Origin of the sequence: Salirhabdus sp. Marseille-P4669, from assembly GCF_900240405.1 — a bacterium.
Classification (GTDB): Bacteria; Bacillota; Bacilli; order Bacillales; family Alkalibacillaceae; genus OEQK01.
Map to the genome: position 1 here is coordinate 277647 of NZ_OEQK01000003.1, position 19333 is coordinate 296979.

23 protein-coding genes are annotated in these 19333 nt (G+C 37.2%); 10 read left to right on the forward strand and 13 right to left on the reverse strand.

The genetic code is table 11. From position 1 onward, the window contains the following. Positions 1-5 precede the first annotated feature (5 nt). From C1A05_RS07885 to C1A05_RS07910, 6 genes are all read right to left on the reverse strand, one after another. Complete coding sequence (locus C1A05_RS07885) at positions 6-1136, reverse strand: MBL fold metallo-hydrolase (RefSeq protein ID WP_102027653.1); 1131 nt, start codon at positions 1134-1136, stop codon at positions 6-8. 13 nt (positions 1137-1149) lie between these two features. Then, positions 1150-1551 (reverse strand): DsrE/DsrF/DrsH-like family protein, encoded by a 402-nt coding sequence (locus tag C1A05_RS07890; RefSeq protein ID WP_102027654.1) that lies wholly within the window; start codon positions 1549-1551, stop codon positions 1150-1152. Positions 1552-1573: 22 nt separating this feature from the next. Next, a complete protein-coding gene (locus tag C1A05_RS07895) occupies positions 1574-2146 on the reverse strand; it encodes a sulfurtransferase TusA family protein (RefSeq protein WP_102027655.1) in 573 nt (190 codons plus the stop codon). 22 nt (positions 2147-2168) lie between these two features. Continuing rightward, positions 2169-2465 (reverse strand): rhodanese-like domain-containing protein, encoded by a 297-nt coding sequence (locus C1A05_RS07900; RefSeq protein WP_102027656.1) that lies wholly within the window; start codon positions 2463-2465, stop codon positions 2169-2171. Positions 2466-2679: 214 nt separating this feature from the next. Further along, the gene (locus C1A05_RS07905) at positions 2680-2934 is read right to left on the reverse strand and encodes a metal-sensitive transcriptional regulator (protein ID WP_102027657.1); all 255 of its coding nucleotides are present in this window, start codon (positions 2932-2934) and stop codon (positions 2680-2682) included. 14 nt (positions 2935-2948) lie between these two features. Further along, on the reverse strand, positions 2949-3302 hold the full coding sequence (locus C1A05_RS07910) for a hypothetical protein (protein WP_102027658.1): 354 nt from the start codon (positions 3300-3302) through the stop codon (positions 2949-2951). Positions 3303-3510: 208 nt separating this feature from the next. On the opposite strand from C1A05_RS07910, the gene C1A05_RS07915 reads away from it, so the two are divergent. From C1A05_RS07915 to C1A05_RS07925, 3 genes are all read left to right on the forward strand, one after another. Further along, on the forward strand, positions 3511-4485 hold the full coding sequence (locus tag C1A05_RS07915; protein ID WP_102027659.1) for a proline dehydrogenase family protein: 975 nt from the start codon (positions 3511-3513) through the stop codon (positions 4483-4485). Between the two features lie 184 nt (positions 4486-4669). After that, a complete protein-coding gene (locus C1A05_RS07920) occupies positions 4670-5218 on the forward strand; it encodes a hypothetical protein (RefSeq protein WP_102027660.1) in 549 nt (182 codons plus the stop codon). Positions 5219-5291: 73 nt separating this feature from the next. Next, complete coding sequence (locus C1A05_RS07925) at positions 5292-5702, forward strand: hypothetical protein (RefSeq protein ID WP_102027661.1); 411 nt, start codon at positions 5292-5294, stop codon at positions 5700-5702. Between the two features lie 438 nt (positions 5703-6140). Here C1A05_RS07925 and C1A05_RS07930 read toward each other — a convergent pair whose 3' ends face one another. The 3 genes from C1A05_RS07930 to C1A05_RS07940 are packed head-to-tail and all read right to left on the reverse strand — an operon-like array spanning position 6141 to position 8665. Further along, positions 6141-7331 carry a DHH family phosphoesterase gene (locus C1A05_RS07930; protein WP_102027662.1) on the reverse strand — a complete coding sequence of 397 codons (1191 nt, stop codon included), beginning with the start codon at positions 7329-7331 and terminating at the stop codon, positions 6141-6143. Positions 7332-7389: 58 nt separating this feature from the next. Continuing rightward, positions 7390-8418, reverse strand: a complete 1029-nt coding sequence (splB, locus tag C1A05_RS07935) for a spore photoproduct lyase (protein WP_102027663.1) — start codon at positions 8416-8418, stop codon at positions 7390-7392. Then, a complete protein-coding gene (locus C1A05_RS07940; protein WP_102027664.1) occupies positions 8411-8665 on the reverse strand; it encodes a transcriptional regulator SplA domain-containing protein in 255 nt (84 codons plus the stop codon). The genes splB and C1A05_RS07940 overlap by 8 nt, the downstream gene beginning before the upstream one ends. Positions 8666-8834: 169 nt before the next feature. On the opposite strand from C1A05_RS07940, the gene C1A05_RS07945 reads away from it, so the two are divergent. Further along, positions 8835-9044, forward strand: coding sequence for a DUF378 domain-containing protein (locus C1A05_RS07945; RefSeq protein WP_102027665.1), 210 nt, complete (start codon positions 8835-8837; stop codon positions 9042-9044). A gap of 106 nt (positions 9045-9150) precedes the next feature. Here C1A05_RS07945 and C1A05_RS07950 read toward each other — a convergent pair whose 3' ends face one another. The 3 genes from C1A05_RS07950 to trhA all read right to left on the reverse strand — a co-directional run bounded on the left by C1A05_RS07950 (position 9151) and on the right by trhA (position 11636). Further along, positions 9151-10293 carry a glycosyltransferase family 4 protein gene (locus tag C1A05_RS07950; protein WP_102027666.1) on the reverse strand — a complete coding sequence of 381 codons (1143 nt, stop codon included), beginning with the start codon at positions 10291-10293 and terminating at the stop codon, positions 9151-9153. A gap of 20 nt (positions 10294-10313) precedes the next feature. Beyond that, positions 10314-10841: a phosphatase PAP2 family protein gene (locus C1A05_RS07955; RefSeq protein WP_306373253.1), complete on the reverse strand. Its 528-nt coding sequence runs from the start codon at positions 10839-10841 to the stop codon at positions 10314-10316. A gap of 147 nt (positions 10842-10988) precedes the next feature. Beyond that, positions 10989-11636: a PAQR family membrane homeostasis protein TrhA gene (gene trhA, locus C1A05_RS07960; protein WP_102027668.1), complete on the reverse strand. Its 648-nt coding sequence runs from the start codon at positions 11634-11636 to the stop codon at positions 10989-10991. Positions 11637-11779: 143 nt separating this feature from the next. Between trhA and C1A05_RS17990 the strand changes: the two genes are divergently transcribed. Both C1A05_RS17990 and C1A05_RS07965 read left to right on the forward strand, forming a co-directional pair. Then, the gene (locus C1A05_RS17990; RefSeq protein ID WP_159462025.1) at positions 11780-11947 is read left to right on the forward strand and encodes a hypothetical protein; all 168 of its coding nucleotides are present in this window, start codon (positions 11780-11782) and stop codon (positions 11945-11947) included. A gap of 185 nt (positions 11948-12132) precedes the next feature. Beyond that, positions 12133-13560, forward strand: a complete 1428-nt coding sequence (locus C1A05_RS07965; protein ID WP_102027669.1) for an alanine/glycine:cation symporter family protein — start codon at positions 12133-12135, stop codon at positions 13558-13560. Between the two features lie 248 nt (positions 13561-13808). Here the strand turns inward: C1A05_RS07965 and C1A05_RS17995 are convergent, their stop codons facing one another. Beyond that, positions 13809-13964: a hypothetical protein gene (locus C1A05_RS17995; protein ID WP_159462026.1), complete on the reverse strand. Its 156-nt coding sequence runs from the start codon at positions 13962-13964 to the stop codon at positions 13809-13811. Positions 13965-14139: 175 nt separating this feature from the next. Here C1A05_RS17995 and C1A05_RS07970 point away from each other — a divergent pair, with 175 nt between their 5' ends. The 4 genes from C1A05_RS07970 to C1A05_RS07985 all read left to right on the forward strand — a co-directional run bounded on the left by C1A05_RS07970 (position 14140) and on the right by C1A05_RS07985 (position 19220). Next, the gene (locus tag C1A05_RS07970) at positions 14140-14823 is read left to right on the forward strand and encodes a response regulator transcription factor (protein WP_102027670.1); all 684 of its coding nucleotides are present in this window, start codon (positions 14140-14142) and stop codon (positions 14821-14823) included. Next, complete coding sequence (locus C1A05_RS07975) at positions 14824-15825, forward strand: sensor histidine kinase (RefSeq protein ID WP_102027671.1); 1002 nt, start codon at positions 14824-14826, stop codon at positions 15823-15825. It begins immediately after the preceding gene. A gap of 90 nt (positions 15826-15915) precedes the next feature. Continuing rightward, the gene (locus C1A05_RS07980; RefSeq protein WP_102027672.1) at positions 15916-16599 is read left to right on the forward strand and encodes an ABC transporter ATP-binding protein; all 684 of its coding nucleotides are present in this window, start codon (positions 15916-15918) and stop codon (positions 16597-16599) included. Then, the gene (locus C1A05_RS07985; RefSeq protein WP_102027673.1) at positions 16596-19220 is read left to right on the forward strand and encodes an ABC transporter permease; all 2625 of its coding nucleotides are present in this window, start codon (positions 16596-16598) and stop codon (positions 19218-19220) included. The genes C1A05_RS07980 and C1A05_RS07985 overlap by 4 nt, the downstream gene beginning before the upstream one ends. The last annotated feature ends 113 nt before the right edge of the window (positions 19221-19333 follow it).

Sequence of the window (19333 nt, forward strand, 5' to 3'; positions counted from 1 at the left end):
TCCTATTACCCTTCTACCGCACAACGGTTAGGGCCTGTTTCCATTTCTTTTTGCTTCTCTATTTCAGGGGTAATTTTTCCCATGTTTGTTTCACGAATCTCTTGATATGCATTTGGTTGTGGTGGTAGGTTTTCCGTTACCATTTTACGGAATACCGCTTCATCTTCTACTTGAAGACCAGAATTACGATTGTATAAGTCTCCTAAGCGAGCAGAAACAAGACCACCTTTACCAAGTTCTTCAGCAAAGGAATAGTGAGCTGGCAACACGATTAAATCATCAGATAACTCTTTATAACGGTTATAGAGGGTATTTCGTAAATCACCAACCCAATCCTCTGCTAATCCTGCTAAGTCAGGTCGTCCGATAGATTTTACAAATAGAATATCACCTGTTACTAAATAGTTGTCATCAATAATGAAGGAAGTACTACCAATTGTATGACCTGGTGAATAGATTGGCTGTACTTTAACAGCTGTATTCCCAACCATAATGTCATTTCCTTCTTCTAAAGGTGTATAATCAAATGTGACTTCCGTTGCATCTTTAGGAGGTAGGTAATACGTTCCTCCGACCTTTTGTGCTAAATGACGACCACCAGAAATATGGTCAGCATGCAAGTGGGTATCTATTAAATGCTTAATCTGTACTTCCTTTTGATTTGCAAATTCTTCATAGGTTTCAATCATTCTTGCTGTATCAATAATCGCAGCTTCTCCATTAGATTCAATAAAATAGGATAAGCATCCTTTTCCGAGACGTACGAATTGGTATAGCGCTCCACCATCAGCTAGATCGCCAACTTTAACCGGTTCCAAATGCTCACTCCAGGCTTTCATTCCGCCTTCTAGACTGTACACATTAGAGAATCCTGCTTCTTCAAGTAAATCCGCTACGAATTCAGATGAACCACCTTTTGCACAAACAACAATGATTTCTTTATCTTTTGCTAGCTTACTTTCTACAGGTTCAATACCATCTAGAAGGTTGAAGTAGGGTTCGTTTACAACCTCTACTTTTCCTCCTTCAATTTTCCAGTTATCAAATTCGTCTGTGTTACGAACATCTAATATCAATGTTTCCTCATGATTAATGACTTTCTGTGCTAATTGCTTTGGTGCAATGGTTTTAGCCAATTCCTTCTCCCCCTTAAAAACTTAGTGTAATATTTGCATCCTTTGCATAATCAATGAACGTTGCCGCTCCACCAACTTCTATACCTTCTACAAATTGATCCTTATCTAAGCTCATTACATCCATTGTCATTTGACATGCAATCATTTTTACGCCCATTTCTGTAGCTACCTCTACTAACTCCTCAATGGAAGGTACATTTGCTTTTTGGAAGCCCTCTTGGAAATGTTCTTTCCCTTCTGGTAGTGGAAGGTTTTTGTGTGCTTCCTTGTGAATAAGATTTAATCCTTCAAACGTAAAGAAAATACCTACTTCTGCGTCACTTGCCGCTGCTGCTGACGCAATGTTGAACACCTTATATGCGTCGAAAAGACCTCCATTTGCTGCAATAATCGCTACTTTTGTTTTGTTTGACATTTTACATTCCTCCAAATTTTAATTAATTGTCTTTTTCCGTTTTACCTTCCCAGCTTGACATGCCAGGAACGACATTTTTTACGTTTTTGAATCCGTTATTTGCTAACTTTTGTGCCGCAAAGTCACTACGGCTTCCAGTTCGACAAATAACATATAGTCCTTTGTCTTTGTTTAACTCTTCAAAGCGCTCCTCCAGTTCATTAAGAGGAATATTTACTGCCCCAGGTATGTGCCCGAAAGCATATTCTGCTGGTTCTCTTACATCAAGGATAGACACTTCCTCATCGCCTTCGATAACCTTACGCAATTCATCTAGGTCTACAATATCCTCGTGTTTTCGTTCCTCTTTTGTTTCTTCATCTGTTGCCTTTCTTAAGTAATGCTTTAATACGTCTCCATCTTCAATCGTACCTAGATAATGGTGACCAGTATTTTGAGCCCAGGCCTTAATATCTGCAGTGGAACCTTTATCGGTTGCTTGCACCTCGATTACTTGACCTGGTTCTAGATTTGTAATTGCCTTTTTCGTTTTAACAATAGGCATTGGGCAAGCTAATCCCTTTGCATCCAAAACCTCATTGGCTTTAATATCCATGAAGATCCTCCTTTACGATTTCTTACTCTGTTTCGTCTTCCCAAGCTAACATGCCGCCAGCCATGTTTGTTACATCATAGCCTTGTGATTCAAGAAATTGGCAAGCACTTCCGCTTCTACCACCAGAGCGGCAAACCATGTAATAATGCTCTTTCTTATCTAATTGATCTAAGCTTTCTGGAATATCGCCTAAGCGGATATGACGAGCACCTGGAATCATTCCTTGTGCTACTTCCTCATCTTCGCGGACGTCGATAATATTTACCTTATCTCCTGCTTTAATCTTTTCCGCTAACTCTTTTGGTGTAATTTCCTTCATGTTAAGAACCTCCTGTTTGTTTCTGTTTTTTATAATTCCCAAAGGACAGGTTGTTATAATCCCATATACCTATTGGGGTATTAAACAAAATAAAAAAATATACATATACATGTAGGGGTATTATTTTGTTTTTAAAAAATAGGGTCAACGTTTGAATACCGTCACCCGTATTTTCCATACTAAAGGGGTGAATCTTAAATGTCAAGGATAAATTTTAACGACTTTTAACCAATAAATTCACAGCCTCTTTTATTAAGTCTTCTGAGTTTTCCCCTTTATCTTCACGTATGCATTGTTCTAAATTCATACTTACAATTAACGCTGCAGTCCGGTCAATCGCACTTCGAACGGCTGACATTTGCGTAACAACGTCTCTACATTCTTTATCTTCTTCCATCATTTTGAGAATACCACGAATCTGACCTTCAATACGCTTCATTCTGTTTTTTACTTTTGCGTCGTAATTCAACTGGCACACCCCTTTCACATATCTTTCATTAAATAATACCCTATAACACGATGTCCATGCTTGCGTAAAATGCGAGCACTTAAATTTTTTTCTACATGATCTGCTGCAATGATGACAATATCTTTATGCGGTAGATCATGAAAATGTCTATTTAAATAAGGTAGTGGTAAACAATATGCTTTTTCCAAAGTATGTCGAGTAGATGTTTGATAATCTCTCGTATCCACTAGTATAATATCATCCTTTGGTTTGGATTCATAATGTAAATCACATTTATTTATCCCATACACCGGAAAATATCGTTTATATAAAAAAACGAAGCCAAGCAAAGATACCATTCCGATGATGATTATCATGGTTGCACTCATTGTTTGCTCCTTTTTTCAACAAGATGATTACATAATATACCCTACTAGGTATAAAGTCAATAGTGAAACACCTAAATTTCACGGTCCACTTTTTGGAAACAATATCTTTTTTATCTTTTTTGTTAAAATATTTTTAATTTTTCCCCTTTTTGTGATACTCTAGTCCTATAAAGTTTAAGAAAAATTCTAATAATTGAGGGATGCTATAATGATGTTGAAAAATTTCTTTATCGGATTATCTCAAAATCAACTATTAAACACACTAGCACAAAAATATGGCCTCAAATTAGGTGCCCAATCGGTTGTTGCAGGTACCAACATTGAAGAAATGATCCAAAGCGTTAAAGAACTAAATGTACACGGAATTGCTTGTACAATCGATAATTTAGGGGAATTCGTTTCAGAAAAAGAAGCTGCATTAGAAGCAAAGAATCAGATTTTGGAAGTGATTGAAGCGATCAACGGCAATAATGTGGACGCTCACATTTCACTTAAACCAACCCAGCTTGGTTTGGATATCGACTATGATTTTTGTTTAAATAATTTAAGGGAAATTGTAGACAAAGCGAGTAAATATGATATATTTATCAATTTTGATATGGAAGATTACGGTCACCTACAACCATCCTTTGAATTAATTGATCAGCTATCTGCGGACTATGACAATATTGGTACTGTAATTCAATCCTACTTCTATCGTGCAGTTGACGATATTAAAAAATATAAAGACTACCGTTTACGTATTGTAAAAGGGGCTTATAAAGAACCAGAAGATGTGGCCTATCAAGATAAAAAGGAAATTGACGATAATTTCATTAAATTAATTGAATATCATTTATTACATGGTAAATTCACATCCATAGCAACCCATGACCATAACATCATTAACCATGTCAAGAAATTTGTGAAGACCCATAATATCTCAAAAGATAAGTTTGAATTTCAAATGCTATACGGATTTCGAAAGGATATGCAATTCGAGCTTGCCAAAGAGGGCTATAACTTCTGTACGTATGTCCCTTTTGGAACCGATTGGTATGGGTACTTCATGCGTCGCTTAGCAGAACGACCTCAAAACGTAAATCTCATAACGCGACAAGTGTTTAATAAAAAAACAAATACAGTACTTGGCGTTGCTGCTGGTGCCTTTATATTAGGTAGATTAAGTAAGCGAAAAAAATAGATTACAAGACTCGTGCACACTTTCCTAGAGTGTGCACTTTTTACAACCTTTTGCCCGAAACCTCTTGAATGTATCTTTCGCACTCCCCCATTTGATTCATTTTAAATTTATGGAGCACGTTGTATAGGAATGCAATGTAACAGAGGCGAATATAGTAATATCTCAATACATGAGGAGGTAGGGTATGAATTTTTATGAGCTTATTGCTTCAATTATTGGTTCCTTGATCTGGCCCATTACCATTCTCGTCATACTGTTATTATTTCGTGATGTCGTTCGAGAAAGGTTAAAGCATGTAAAACGAATCCATTACAAAGGGTTTGAAATGGAATTTAAAGAACGATTAAGTGATATCGAAACGAAGATCAGCCTTGTTGATATACCTGTAGCAGTATTCAGTCAAGAGCAGAAAAGCCCCATCCACGAACCCCAACTATGGGAAGCAATTGATACTTCGCCGATATCCGGTATATTGCTTTCCTGGTCTAACGTGGAGAAAGAACTATATACCATGTGGACTACTATAGCAGCAAATTCTCAGTATACGATATCCAAAATGGTATTTCATTTAAAAGAAAAAGGAAATATAGATGCTCAACTAGCAGACATTGTCATGGAATTATACGAATTAAAACGGAACGCACAGAAATATTCAAGGAATATTTCTGAATGGAGTGCTTTGCGATATTACGAGATTGCAAAGAAAATAATCGCTATATTGCGAAATGCTTAGCTATAATGATCGCTTTTTCAGATGAAGCATTCAGCAAAGTTGAATAAAAGTATGGAAGAAAGGAGAGAGGCAAATGGAGTTTACTGACTTGGTTAAAGAAATTGGGTATACCATCTCTTTTGAGTCGATATCTGAGCCAAGAAGGGAAGGTGTAGCATTAAGAGTTATCGTAAATAGAAGCAAGGAGGCAACTGATTTACTTATTTATCCTCATCCTGATTGTAAAGTAACAACCTTTCAAATTGATTTTCCAAATTACATTACCTATTCAGTAGTCTATGATGATTACACTGTTTGGAATGATGAACAAATATTTGAAGGTGATTCATTTCGCATCTATAAAAAATCTAGTTATCTTGATTATGTCCAAAAGGAGTTTAGGTTGCCTGATAAGAATATTAAACATTATTCTTTAGCTTGTTTTGAACATCATATTGACATAATTTCTGAATATGAACCTGTTATTAATCGAATTTTTTTATGACATTTTAAGGACTATGTTTATTGTAGACGTAACATTTAATTAAAGTAATGGGGGCATTTATTTTATTTTATCTTTTTCGACTTTCCAAATAAACCAATGGCAACAGCTACTGCAATACCAATTGCAATCCAAGAACCTATACCCATCATTATCCCTCCTACTATTCCAAGATTTCTTATTAGTCTTTACGTTTTATAGGATTATAAAGTTTCCCTAAATTGCCCCTTTAATAAACGAAGTTCAAAAAAGAGCATGTACTTCCTGCAGATATGCCCCTGTACTTCATCGTAAAAAAGAGTAAATCTCCTTCCTAAAGTAAACGGCTTCGATTGCGGTTAGCCTTAAAGTTACTCATATAAAAATAGTAGTTCCATTAATGGTACAAATTGCAAGTCTGCACCCCAAAACGGAACTACTACTTATTCTCCTTCTTCCCTTTTACTTATCTTCTCGCAACTCTTTCACTTTCTCCATTAAGTCCTTCACAAATAGATCATCCCGAACCAGCCAAGCTTGATGATGACGTTTTAAAAATCTTTCTGCATCCTCAAAGTGTTCAAATTGTTCATCAATGTGCATTCCATTCCGTTCAATCACCCATTTATCCGCTTCTGTTGGATGAACAAAGAAAAGTTCATCTAATTGGGATTGATACATCGTGCCGAATGAGGAGCCTTTTACGTTAAACTTGTTATATTTCGCATCTTCCCGTAATGGTTCTAAATAGAATGTTTCTGCAACAAATAAATTATAAGCTTCTACAGTCATAGAGCATCCAGATGCCTTTGCATGACCTCCCCCACCATATTCTGATGCCACTTCTGAAACATCCACATCATCATGAATGGTGCGAAAGCTGATTTTTTTACTGCCCATGTTTAAGATAACAATATAGTCTAAATGGGAATATTCTTTACCAAGCTCATTCCCTAGTTCCGAATGATAAGATTCTGCATACACAATTCCCGCAAACTTCTTATCTACCTCTAATTGAACGAGTTCCCGCTTTTTGCGGCGTATGTAGCGTTCTATTTTATTATCTTCCATTGCTAATATTCTTTTCTCGAACTCATCAAAGTCAAAATGATCACTGGATTGCAAACGTTCTAGCATCTTTTCTTCAAATTCTTCAATGGACACTAAAAAGAATAGGGCATTTAATTGATGTGCTTGTTGGTTATCATTTTTCTCCCATTCCCAAGTATCGTATTGACGAACGAGCTCAACAAATTCAGCAATAGACTCTTTCTTTTCTAAATGGCCCGCTTCTACGAGATAATCGTATAGTAGAGAGGTTGCAGATGTTAATTTTCCATCCTCATTTTCTACTACAACGTGTCCCCAATGATAATTGTTGAAGTGAAGTGCTGTTTTATGATGGTCAATCAACTGCACTTTGCCAACCGCCTCGTAGTGCTCATTTAACTTTTTCTCATTTTCTTCATTTACAGACAAGTCCGTTATGATTAAAAAGGTATCCTTATCATCCTTCTCTAAAAACTTGCTCACTTCTCGATCCAAGCTGGAAATGGAATTATATCGTACATGTACATCATTACCAAAAGCCAGTTTTGCAAGTATGCCACAACCAACCCCATCTAAATCGTTATGGGATAACAATTTATACATAAATCAACCACCTCATTAACAATTTCAAACACTACGATTATACCTCATTCCCTAGTTCTTACGTAAAGTACTCGATTTTTGCTTCTGGAAAATAGTGATGGATATAGCTACCAAGCGTATCTTTTATATCTTCTTGCTCTTCGCTTGTATACACGTATTTTCCAATCCCATATTTGCCCCATTTCCATTTACGTTTGGATTCATCTAACTCAAGCTTTGTCATGGGGTAGTTTTCTTGAATGACCCGTTTCGCAGGCTTCGTAAAACGATGTTGTATCATTTCAAACGTCAAGTCTTTCCGAGCATGGGCGGGAAGAGTGGCTTCTAGCTTTTCAAACATTTCTTTATAGCCTTCCTTCCATCCTTCATGTAAATAAATTGGAGCTACAATAAACCCTAATGGGTATTCAGATTCAGCTACCTTTTTCGCGGCTTCAATTCGGTCATCTAGACGAGAGGTCCCAGGCTCAAAATATTTAATCACATAGGAATCATTGATACTAAAGCGAAAACGAGTTCTTCCGTTGTGATTAGCATCCAATAAATGATCCACATGTGCAAATTTAGTAACAAAGCGAAGCTGTCCCAATTCAGACTGCCCAAAATATTCAATCGCCCGTTTTAATGTGTGTGTAAGATGGTCTACCCCCACAATATCAGAAGTACAAGATGCCTCAAAACGGGTCATCTCAGGCGCACGTTCCTTCATATATTCTTCAGCAGCATCAAAGATTTCATCAACATTTACATAGGTTCGTATGTATGGCTTACTCCCCATTGTTGTTTGTAAATAACAATAATGACAATGTCCCATACAGCCTGTAGCAAAAGGAATTGCATATTCTGCAGATGGCTTAGAGGTATCAAACTTTAACGTTTTTCGAATACCGACTACTAACGTAGATTTGGCAATCCGGTACTTTTGGAAATGGTTCTCTCCTGGCAAATTCCGGATTTGATTATGGGATGTCGTTTCTCTAATTTCAATACCCATATCTTCAAATTTTGCAACTAACTGTTTTCCCAAATCGTATTCCAACGCACGCGGCTCAACATATACGAGCTGAGGAACAAAAGGCTTAACCATAAAATTCATCCTCAACGTCTGGAGCACCAAAGGCTTCCATATAAGCTTCTTCCGCCTCTTCCTCCGATTTAAAAATCGCAAATTCCTCAGATAAAGGAAAATAATTTTCATGTGCAAATAGTGCTAATTCACCAGGGTGCTCTGGATTCTCTACTACAGCGGCCTGCTGAACTTGTGCAACATCTTGAGCATGTGGATTGCGAATAATAATATAGACGACTTCACCTGGATTTAACGAGTTTGACATAATTAATCACCTATCTTTGCTACGTTTTTCTCATTATTCCTCAGGCAGCTCTTTTTTATGATGCAAATACAAATACAATTGGATCACGGATTTTAAAATCAATTTTTTTGCATAATCACTTCCAAAAAAATACATATTAAAGGTAAATAAATGTAAGGAGGAAGGTTTCATGGGTGGTTTTCATCGATTTGCATTGTTAATCGTTATTATTGGAGCAATTAACTGGGGATTAATCGGTTTCTTTCTATATGATTTAGTTGCAGGTGTTTTTGGAGGCGGTGAACAGGACGAGCTCATCCCAAGAATTATTTATTCCATCGTTGGTTTGTGTGGATTAGCTTTACTTCCTCTGCTTTTCAAGTCGAATAGAGAAGATTAGATTGGATACTTTTTACTAAAAAAGGCTTGCATGTGAGAATGCAAGCCTTTTTCGTTTTTCCTATTCAAGTTAACTCCCACAGACATTTTAATGAACACAACATCACTTATGCATAAGAGAGAAATTCCTCTTTTTGCAAAACTTGTTCATATTGGTTGAGTAAATCATCAAACGCTTTATCCCAAGAACGTTTTAATGCATCATTTCGTCCTTCTAGCCCCATCCATTTAAGCTTACGATTGTCTTGGAGTAAATTGGTAATGGCATTTATAAACGATTGTACATCTTTGGCTTCGCATAATATTCCATTTTTTTGATCTTTTACAATCTCCTGCACTCCTCCAGATTTTGCACAAATAACAGGTGTCCCACACGCTAAGGATTCAAGTACCACATTTCCAAAGGTTTCTGTTGTAGAGGGAAAAACGAACACAGTGGTTCCTGCATATATGTCGGCAAGTTCCTTTCCTTTTATGTAACCAGTAAAAGTCATATTTTCTGGGGCTATTTGTTGAAGCTTTTCTTTCATTGGTCCATCTCCTACAACCAACCAATGAACATTCTTTTTTATTTGTGAAGGTACTTTATTGGCAATCTCCATTAAGACATCTAAATCTTTTTCTGGGGCTAATCTCCCAACATAAGTCAAAATATTTTTTTCCTTTATCTGAAATTTTGAACGCAATTCCTGTGCGCTATTAGAGGGTTGAAACAATTCACAATCCACACCTCTTGACCATATCCCTATGTTTTGCAATCCCTTATTTAGAAGTGTCTGTTTCGTGTCATTGGAAGGCACAAATGTACGTAACATTGGTTGATGAAACCAGCGTAAATATTTCCATAATGCCTTCGACATAAACTGTACATTATAATAGCCCAAATAACGATCAAAGTTAGTATGATAGGAGGCTACGGTTGGTATGTTAAGCTTATTCCCATAGTATAAACCACTTAAGCCCATATTTATTGGAGTTGCAATATGGATAAGATCTGGTTGAAATTTCTTCAATTCTTTTTTGATTTGATATACATTTGGAAACGTAAAGCGACACTCAGGATAGAGAAAAAACGGCATACTAGCAAATTTAAGAACTTGCTCATTATAAGAGCCTTCCCGTTTCGTCTCGGGTACAAACAGACGATATTCAATCCCCTTTTTATCCAAAAAATCTACAAATCGTTGGAAAGTCATAGACACACCATTCACCTGAGGGGTGAATGTATCCGTGAAGATTGCTAGTTTCATAAGATTGCCTCCCTTTGATATTAAAGTGCAAGTAATAGTACCGATAAATAACCCACAAGACTTCCTATACAAGCACCTGCAACAATATCACTAGGATAATGCAATCCTAAAATAACGCGTGATACCGCTACAGAACATGCAACGGTATACAAAAGAAAATCCATAAAACTATACATAACAAAAGGAGTGATAACGGCAAAGATAGCTGTCGTGTGTCCAGATGGAAAGGAATGATCTTCGAGTGGTGAATTTGTAACTTTTGTTTCCGATAAAACAATATAGGGACGTCTTCTAGGGTATATTTTTTTTAGAAGTTGAACGGGAATATGACTAATCAAGAGTGCAAGTAATGAAGCGAAGCCATAATCACGAAGAGGGACATCTGTAAAGAGTATAATACATAGTGTTACGGAAATGGTAAAGGTTGCCCCTCCTGCGTATGTTATCAAAGAGAAAAAGCTTTTCATAAGACGATAATCAAAAAACTTATTTACAGAAAGAAATAAGGAACACTCCAATTGATAGAAGCCTTTTGACCATCTAATCACAACCACCTCCACTCTATTTGCCTTCATTATAAAAATGAAATATTACTTCTGTATCAAGAGAGTGTAAAAATTTGTGTAGATATTTTTAATGATTCGTTAAATGTAAAAAGACAGATGTTTGCTTCATCTGTCTTTTGCTTGTGCACTTTATTCTGTTCCAAGGATGTAATGTAAGATGGTAAAAAAGTGGAGTCCACTTCCTAGTATTACAAACAAATGCCAAACCGCATGATTGTACGGTAAGGAGCGCCATAGGAAAAAGATGGTGCCAACGGAGTAGCATAATCCTCCTAATACAAGCAGCCGCAATCCTTGAGTGGCAAGAGTCGTTGCAATTGGTTGCCAGGCAATAACAACAAACCAACCTAGCAATAAATAAATAAGTGTTGTTAAAATCATAAATTTTTTCAAGAAGATGATTTTAAACAAAATACCGAATAGAGCACAACCCCAAACAGTAATTAATATAGTTTTACCTAAAGTGCCTTTAATAAGCAGCATTGATACTGGTGTATAGGAGCCAGCAATAAATAAAAAGATCGAGCTGTGGTCCAGCATATGAAAAAAATCTTTCCACTTTCCTTCTGGCAGGCTGTGCAACAAAGTGGAGGACATATACATCATAAACATCGTAATACCATAGACAAGTACAGAAATAAGTGCCCAAGGTTGCTCGTTTGCATTTGCTTCTCTTATTAATAGGACGATAGCAACTAGACTAAGAATTGCGCCTATACCGTGTGTAATCGCATTCCACTGTTCTTCTTTTTGGGTAGAACGATGAACGCTCAAAATACATACATCCCCTCTCGTTTTTTCTTATTTTGAACGAATTGGAAAGAATTATGATTATCTGTTTCAAGAGAAATACTTGTGAAGTTCATCCAATAGGCATTATAATGAAATGTAAAAAAATTTAGAGACAAAGGTGTTTTATCATGGATGTTTTATACTTACTTGTTGCTCTCGCCATACTTGTATTAGTTATTCTGTACGATCGAAATAACAAAAAAGAAATCCGTGAGCTCAAAAATATTATTCAATCCCAAGCAGCACTCATCGAAGTATTAGGAGAAAAAATAAAAGAATACGAAGAGGAAGAATAGTTGAGGGTGCCTGTCACTCCCCGATATATGTCGAATTAAGTCGAAATAAACGCTTCTAATAAGCGTAAGCCATTAGCATAGGTATCTATGCTAATGGCTTTTTTGCTGAACAAAATTTGATATTTCCTGATTTCCCTGCTCATACTACAAACAGAATCAACTTTGATAAAAGAAAGGAACATATGATGCAAAGGATAGAAGAATTTTTAACGAAAATCGTAGGACTTGGGAATACGATTTTTTGGGACTACATTTTAATATATCTATTAATCGGTGCAGGAATATACTTTACGCTCCGAAGCAATTTTGTTCAATTACGACTGTTTCCAGATATGTTTCGCGTGTTAAGAGATGAAGCAGATGAGATGAGCGGAAAACGCGGAACCAATTCCTTTCAAGCTTTTAGTATAAGTATTGCATCCCGAGTTGGAACCGGTAACTTAACGGGAGTTGCACTTGCGGTTGCGGTTGGTGGACCTGGTGCGGTTTTTTGGATGTGGGTTATTGCTTTTATTGGGATGGCAACTGCGTTTATTGAAAGCACCTTGGCTCAAGTGTACAAAATTCCAGATAAAGATGGCTTTCGTGGTGGCCCAGCTTATTATATTGAAAAAGCACTTGGACAGAAATGGATGGCAATTTTATTTTCCCTATTAATCATGATTTCATTTGGCCTTATATTTAATGCAGTTCAAGCAAATACCATCTCCATGGCTATGGAAGAAGCCTTCGATTTGGATCCAGTATGGACTGGCATTGTGTTAGTTATCCTTACCTCCCTCATTATTTTCGGTGGGATAAATCGAATCGCCGTCGTATCCGGGACATTAGTACCCATTATGGCGATCGTCTATATTCTTGTTGCCCTTTATGTTGTTGCTATAAACATTGGCGAAGTACCAGGAATATTTTTAACGATTTTAACCCATGCATTTGGCATTGAACAAGTGATCGGTGGTTCTGTTGGAGTAGCGATTATGCAAGGGATCAAGCGCGGTCTCTTCTCCAATGAAGCAGGTATGGGGAGCGCCCCAAATGCTGCAGCAACTGCTGGTGTAAATCATCCAGCTAAACAGGGACTTGTCCAATCGTTGGCGGTCTTTTTTGACACGATTGTCATATGTAGTTGTACTGCCTTTTCCATCTTATTGTTTGAAGAGTATCGAGAGGTAGCCGAAGACGGTATCCAATTGACCCAAGCTGCCTTTAGTGCTCACATTGGGGCATGGGCATCTATTTATATTGCTATAGTGATTTTCTTATTGGCCTTTAGCTCTGTAATTGGGAATTACTATTATGGTGAATCCAATGTGGACTATTTAAAAAGTCGAGGACCTTGGAAAACAATATATCGCCTTGCAGTATTAGGAATGGTCATGTTTGGGTCCCTTGCCTCCATTGACATTGTGTGGAGTATGGCTGACTTATTTATGGCATTAATGGCAGTTGTCAATTTAATCGCCATCCTTTTAATTGGAAATGTTGCCTTTGCCGTATTGAAGGACTACACACGTCAACGAAAACAAGGTGTCGACCCAACGTTTCATATTTCCAATGTACCTGGTTTGAAAAATGTGGAATGGTGGGGAGCTCAGGATAAGCGGAAGGAATGAGCTCTGTTGTTTGGGTTGAAATTGGACGGGTCTGGAACATAAAGCCACTTGTATGAATCACAAACTCAATTTTGTGGTTGATAAGCCGATCCAAAAATGAAACACTTCTCTTAAATCATGGAACATACATCTCAGAATATGAAACATAAAGTTTTAAAAAAATCAGGCTGTATCCATCATTTTCAGAATTCATAATAAAGCGCATGTTATCCGGTTGATGCACCTGATGACATGCGCTCTTTACAATACTATATGTTCCTTCCAGTAGCTCCTACACTTTTATCCGTATTTCCTTGATGATTCGTTTCCGGGTCAAGATTTCTCACTTTTTTAGCACCCTTTAAATACAGTCTTTGTTCGTGCTCCTGCACCATACGAAAACGACTAAAATCCCGATTTACCATATGCCTTCCCTCCTTGTATGTTATAGTTATAGATTGCGCAAACTCTGTTGATTTAATCTGAACTTATTGCACTGGCACGGCCAGTACGAGACACTTGTAATTCGACACATTTCGGGAAGTGACAGGCACCCCCACCTCGGGCTATAATTGGGAATTAGAGAGAGGAGTGTTTGGGATGCGTATTTTACTTGTGGAGGATGACCGGACGATTGCTTCTGGTTTGGAGTATTCTTTACAGCAGGACCAATATTCAACGATTTTGTGCTATGATTTTGAATCTGCTAGAAATGTGATAGAGCACCAGTTAGATTCCATATCCTTATGTATTTTTGATCTTTCTCTGCCTGATGGAAGTGGTTATGATCTGTGTAAGCTCGTCAAGGAACGTAGTGATATACCGGTTCTATTTTTAACTGCAATCGACGATGAAGTAAATGTTGTTATGGGACTTGATATGGGGGCGGACGATTATATAACGAAGCCTTTTCGTATTCGCGAGCTTTTATCTCGGATAAAATCTGTGTTACGTCGATACCACAAACAAGCGAATACAAACAGTGGAATGGAAATCAAAAATATCCGAATTCTACCTCAGGAAGGGAAAGTATATAAAAACGGAGCCGAAATTCCCCTTACAGCAATGGAATACCGTTTGTTCCTAATCTTTGCGAACCATCAAGGACACATATTATCCCGTAGTCAACTCCTAGAACAAATTTGGGATGTTGCAGGTGATTTCGTGAATGACAATACATTGACCGTATACATAAAACGACTTAGAGAAAAGCTTGAAGATGACCCTCAAAAGCCAACCCTTATTAAAACGGTGCGTGGCTTAGGCTATAAGGTTGGTGATTAAATGTTTCGCAATAAAGAAATTCGTCAATTCCTTTTCTTCTCGTCTCTGTTCAGCATTTTCGCAATCGGAATCGGATTTCTATCCTCAACCACAACAGGCATCTTTTTGTTGGTGACGTGTGCTGTCCTCACCACGATTTTCACCGCTTATACACTGTATCGATATCAACAGCTGGAAAAGCTCTCCGAATATTTGCGAAGCATAACAGCCGGAAACTACTCCTTAGATATTCGGGATAATAGCGAGGGAGAACTTAGTATTTTAAAGAATGATATTTATAAGGTGACGTTAATGCTCTCGGAAAGCAGCGACAGTCTAAAAGAAGACAAGCAATCTTTAACCGATGCTATTTCAGATATATCCCATCAGTTAAAAACACCACTTACCTCAATGATGGTAATGGCAGATCTCCTACGTGACAAATCGCTATCAGCAGAAAAAAGGAACGAATTTACTCATAATATTCAAGTCCAGTTAGAACGTATGGAGTGGCTTGTCTCTTCCTTACTAAAACTTTCAAAAATCGATGCTGGAACCGTTCAATTTAAAAAGGAAAAGGTAAACGTTCAAAAGTTAATTAACCAAACCATTCAGCCCCTTATCATACCGATGGAGCTAAAAGAGCAGACATTAGAAGTAATTGGCGAAGTGGATGTAGCGTTTATTGGGGATGAAAACTGGACGGCAGAAGCTATTTTAAACATATTGAAAAATTGTGTGGAGCACACAGACAAACATGGAAAGCTTACCATTTCATTTTCAGAAAATACATTGTTCACTGAAATAATTATTCAAGATAATGGGAAAGGCATTCGAAAAGAAGATCTCCCTTACATTTTCAAACGATTCTTTAAAGGAACAAATGCAAGTGAAGGCAGTGTAGGTATTGGGCTTGCCATGGCCCAACGCATTATAACGAGTCAAAACGGAGACATTGAAGTAAAGAGTGAACCTTCTATTGGTACAACCTTCTCCATTAAGTTTTATAAGCAGGTTATTTAGTAATGTGACGAAATTGTCATGTTACATGTCACTTCATCGTCATTTTAGACAGATATAATGACCTCAGGATGAAAAATTGGAGGGAATAGAATGGAAATATTAAGAATTGAAAATCTGTCTAAAGTTTATGGGAAAGGAGAAACAGCTGTAAAGGCCTTAGACAATGTCTCCTTTACCGTGAACAAAGGAGAATTCGTCGCAATTATTGGGCCATCAGGATCAGGTAAATCCACACTTCTACATTTGTTAGGTGGTGTAGATCGACCGTCAAGTGGAAAGGTATTAGTAGATAATACCGATATTTATAGCTTAAATGAAACACAGCTTGCGATTTTCAGAAGAAGACAAATCGGATTAATCTATCAATTTTATAATTTAATTCCGATTTTATCTGTGGAAGAAAATATTACCCTTCCCCTACTATTAGATGGGCATAAAGTAGATACGAAGCAGTTTCAGGAAATTGTTTCGATCTTAGGTTTAGAGGAGCGACTGCCTCATCTACCAAACCAGCTTTCTGGTGGACAGCAGCAGAGGGTATCAATTGGTCGTGCTTTAATTAGCAATCCTGCTATTATGCTAGCGGATGAACCAACTGGGAACCTAGATAGTAAAAATAGTAAAGAGATTATTGACCTATTAAAAATGTTTAACAAAACATATAACCAAACACTAATTGTCATTACCCATGACGAACAAATTGCCCTACAGGCAGATCGCATTATTTCTATTGAAGATGGAAAAATTGCGAAGGACGAGGTGATTCGTCCATGAACATTGTGAACAAACTAACATTGCGCCATTTAAAACGAAACAAAAAGCGCACACTTGTTACCATCATTGGAACGATTGTATCTGTTGCGATGATCACAGCAGTTGCAACGTTGTCTGTATCCTTTCTCGACTTAATGCAACGTCAGCTAATTGCGGATGAAGGAGAATGGCACGTTACGTATCATGACGTAGATAAGGAGCAGGCAGCAGCGATTGGTGAGGACGAAGAAACGAAAAAACTACTGCTCTCCAAGGATAAAGGATATGCCTATTTGGAAGGTAGTCAAAATGTAAACAAACCTTATTTGTTTATAAAAGCTTACAATGAGACGGCTATGGAGCAATATCCAATCCATTTAAAAGAAGGTCGTTTACCACAGGCTAAAAATGAAGTTCTCATTTCCGAGGAAATTGACTCCAATGCGGGAGTGACATATAAAATAGGAGATACATTAACTCTTGATGTCGGAGAAAGATATCAGACTGAATTCCCGAGTCAAGGTGAAGTCCGAAATCAAAACTCTGCTCTTCTTCGTAATAATAATGGGGATGTCATTGAATCTCTGTCAAATACAGAGGAAGTAACCTTTACCGTTGTTGGGGTGATGGAAAGACCTAATTGGGAGCCTACATGGGCACCAGGATATACAGTCATCACCTATATTGATGAAAATGACCTAGCAGTAGACGAAAAGATTAATGCAACGACCGTAGTAAAAGAAATTAATAACGACATATTTGATCACTCCTTAGGCTTGGCAGACGAGCTACAAATCAAGGCCGAAAATGTACAGTTTAACAATGAACTTTTGCGATATTCTGGGGTAACCGATAATGATGCCTTTAAGTCTACGATGTATTCCTTGTCTGGGATAATTATGGCGATTATTATGATAGGTTCTATTTCCCTCATTTACAACGCATTCGGAATTTCTGTTTCAGAACGTTCTCGTCATTTGGGAATGCTTGCTAGCGTTGGTGCAACAAAGCGACAAAAACGCAACTCTGTTTATTTTGAAGGTGCTGTAATTGGTGCAATTAGTATACCTTTAGGATTTTTAGCTGGACTAGCTGGGATTGGAATAACGTTTATTTTTATTAACAAAATCATTCAGGGAGCACTTGGAATCACTGAGAAATTACAGTTGGTTGTAACGCCTTGGACGATTGTTGTTGCATCTGTTGTTTCCATCGTGACAATCTTTATATCAACATATATCCCAGCAAGAAGAGCATCTAAAATCTCTGCCATTGATGCAATTCGACAATCCCAGGATATTAAATTGACAGGTAAGAGAGTAAAAACATCAAAGCTTGTTCGTAAGATTTTTGGTATTGAAGCAGAAATTGGATTAAAAAATTTAAAACGGAACAAAAAGCGTTATCGTGTAACGGTCTTCTCCCTTGTTATAAGTATCTTTCTTTTCTTAACAGTTAGTTACTTTACCAACAATCTAAATTCTCAACTAGATATGACGCAACAGGACATTAACTTTGATATCGAGCTTTCTAGTGATCATGGTGAAATGATGGATAATCAGTTCATGTCGGCCGTTTCCAATTTAAGTGAAGTAACATCCATGCACGAAGCCTATCAAACAAATGCAAGTATTACGAGTTGGATTGATAAGGATAAAATATCTGAACAAATCCAAGAAGACCTAGACGAAGGAACGTTAGACTCTAGTATATTGGAAAATGGTAAATTTCAATATAACGTTCGATTAATTAGCCTTGATGACGACTATTTAGAAACGTATGCAAAGCATGCTGGGATTGATATGAAGAAGCTGACCGATGTAGAAAACCCTGCAGGTATATTGATTAATAAAACCTCTTATTACAATCCAATGAAAAACAAATTTATAGAAACAGAGATTTACAACGGGAAAATTGGTGACTCTGTAGCTTTAAATGAAATGGATTGGGAGACGGAGACAGAATCTTATCTAGAGCACATCGAGATTGCTGCAAAAACAGATAAGTATCCAGTCGGTATGTTAAATACAAGTAGTGATCAAATGCAATTGATTGTTTCCAAATCTGTTTTAATGAACATTATGGACTCTGTAGAAGAAGGAACGATTGGCCATTCGATTTATATTAGTTCAAATGATTCATTAAAGACACAAGAGGATATTGAAAAAATCAAAGAAGCACATGTAAGTCTTTATAACGTTTATCAGCAACGTCAACAAGCGGAGCAATTATTGCTTATGATGAACGTGTTTACCTACGGGTTTATTAGCTTAATTACGATTATCTCGATTGCAAATATTTTCAACACCATTTCAACAAGTATTGCACTTCGCAAGCGCGAATTTGCCATGTTGAAATCAGTCGGTATGACACCAAAAGCATTTAATAAAATGATTAACTATGAAAGTATTTTTTATGGAGTGAAAGCATTACTATATGGTCTTCCATTAAGTCTTGCGTTTATCTTTTTAATGTATTTATCCGCTACAAATTCCTTTGATTATGGATTCGTATTACCATGGAATAGTATTATCGTAGCAATAATCGCTGTCTTCATCATTGTAGGAGCAGCCATGCTATACTCAACCGCAAAAGTCCGAAAAGAAAACATAATCGAAACATTGAAGCAGGAAAATATTTAGCTAGAGCTCGAGCTAAATTAAGTGCATGTGCGGGGTTTTTGGGTGCCTGTGGGGTTTTTGGGTGCCTGTCACTCCCCGAAATTTGTCGAACAGCCTTCATCTTAGGATGAGGG